This is a genomic window from Streptomyces rimosus subsp. rimosus, assembly GCF_000720725.1.
Classification (GTDB): Bacteria; Actinomycetota; Actinomycetes; order Streptomycetales; family Streptomycetaceae; genus Streptomyces; species Streptomyces rimosus_A.
Genome location: NZ_JOCQ01000219.1, coordinates 1 through 1,848, shown reverse-complemented (window position 1 = coordinate 1,848; position 1,848 = coordinate 1). Strand labels below are relative to the sequence as shown.

Sequence of the window (1,848 nt, the reverse complement as noted above, 5' to 3'; positions counted from 1 at the left end):
GGGTGGGGCTGGAGCTGGGGCTCGTGGGGGTGGCTCTCGGGCGACCGGTGCTCGCGGAGGCAGCCGTACGGGGGGTGGCGGTGCCGGAGGCCCGGGTGCGGCCGGTGTGGTCGGTGCGGCTGGTGGTGGTGCGGGGGCTGGTGCGCGAGTGGAAGGGCCCTTGTCGGGAGGCTTTGCCGTCGCGGCCGGTGGTGAAGGGGTGGCGGAGGATGGGGGAGTCCTGCAGGGGAGCTGGGGGTGGACCGCCGGTGACGGGCGACTGCGTACGGCATGCGACAACCTCCCCGCCGTACTGGGGCGGACGAGCCGGGAGTGCGCGCGGCGGCATGCCGTACTGGTCGAGGCGGTGCGCGACGGCTGCGCCGGACCGGTCGCGGGGCTGCGGGCCGAACCGGTGGAGCACGCCGGAAAGGTCGGCATACGGGCTCTGGTCGATCGTGGCGCGTTGCCGGCGATGCCGCTGGAACAGCTCGGGGACGGGGAGCTGCGTTACGTCGCGCTCGCGCTGGTGCTCCTGACGGGGCCGGAGGTGCTGGCGATGGACCCGGTGGGCGAGGTGCTGTCCGCCCGGCAGGTGCTGGGTCTCATGGCGGACGGAATGGACCGGAGTCTCGACGACCGGCAGGCGCGTGCGTTGCTGGAGCTCGCCGTGCGGATGGTCGGGCGGGGGCACGTCCGGCTGCTGGGGACGGTGCGGGACGCGGCGGTCGCCGACGGGCTGCCCGGGGTGCAGGTGCTACACCTAGGAGTATGAGTGAAGATCTTCATGCGTTGCAGCGGCGGCTGGCGGACTTCGCGGCCGCCCGGGACTGGGGCCAGTACCACACCCCGAAGAACTTGGCGGCGGCGCTCAGCGTCGAGGCCTCCGAACTGGTCGAGATTTTTCAGTGGTTGACGCCGGAGGAGTCGGCGAAGGTGATGACCGACACGGCGGCGGCCGGCCGGGTCGAGGACGAGGTCGCCGACGTGCTGGCGTACCTGCTGCAGTTCTGCGACGTCCTGGGCATCGATGTGCTGCGGGCGCTGGCCGCGAAGATCGAGCGCAACGAGACACGCTTCCCGGTGAAGGGGGCCGAACGAGCCAATCGTCACTCTATGGAGTGAAGGATCTTTCCACATCGTCTTGGTTGTCCACAGATTTGCGAATTCCTCTGGCCTTTTGGGCCTTTCAAGTTCACGCTGGGTAGTGGCAGGTAGGTGCGGCGAAGCTGACGTGGTCTGAGGGAGGGGGTCGCGGATGGACGCGGTGCGCATCATCGCGGCCAGTCGGCGCGGTCTGGCACAGGCGCGGACGGTCGAGGAGATCGTCGTCGAGGCGTGGCAGGCTCAGGCCTTGGCCGAGGCAGTGGGCAGTCATCTCGCGATATCCGGGCCGCACGAAGTGCGGTCCCGGGCCCGGGGGTTGGGCGACGCGGGAGGGCGGACGAGCGCGGCCCTGCTGATCCCGGCACCGCGGATCGGCGGGCCACGAGCGGCCCAGCTGTCCGAGGTACGGGACACGCAGGAGGCGCTGCGGGGCCTGTCCTGGCTGCTCGGCGAGGTGTGCGAGGCACTGGTGGGGGTGGTCTGCGCGGCGGACGAGGAAGGGATGTACTGGACCTGCGTGGAGGCCATGGACGTCGCCGACGAGTCCCGGGACCGCGTGACCGGGATACTGAAGCACCTCGCCGTGCGGAACCGTGACATGGGCTGACGGGGCACGCGCCGGTGCCGGCGCCTTGGGGGCGCTGGGTGTGCGCTGGGCGCGTGCCGGTTGGGGGTCTGGTTGGGGGTGGCTGGGGGTTGGTGCGGTTGGCTGGGGGCTGGCTGGGAGTGGGTTGTTTGCCGGCTGGGTGCTGGGTGCTGGGT

The 1,848-nt window shown here is 71.3% G+C and carries 2 protein-coding genes and 1 pseudogene; all 3 read left to right on the top strand.

Annotated features, from left to right (window positions below):
* Positions 1-754, top strand: a pseudogene (locus tag IH45_RS01000000144790) (biotin transporter BioY); the annotation flags it as partial.
* Positions 751-1,104, top strand: a complete 354-nt coding sequence (locus tag IH45_RS0142550; protein WP_030682535.1) for a nucleotide pyrophosphohydrolase — start codon at positions 751-753, stop codon at positions 1,102-1,104. The pseudogene IH45_RS01000000144790 and the gene IH45_RS0142550, both read left to right, overlap by 4 nt.
* Positions 1,105-1,237: 133 nt before the next feature.
* Complete coding sequence (locus tag IH45_RS0142545; protein WP_030682531.1) at positions 1,238-1,693, top strand: DUF6099 family protein; 456 nt, start codon at positions 1,238-1,240, stop codon at positions 1,691-1,693.
* The last annotated feature ends 155 nt before the right edge of the window (positions 1,694-1,848 follow it).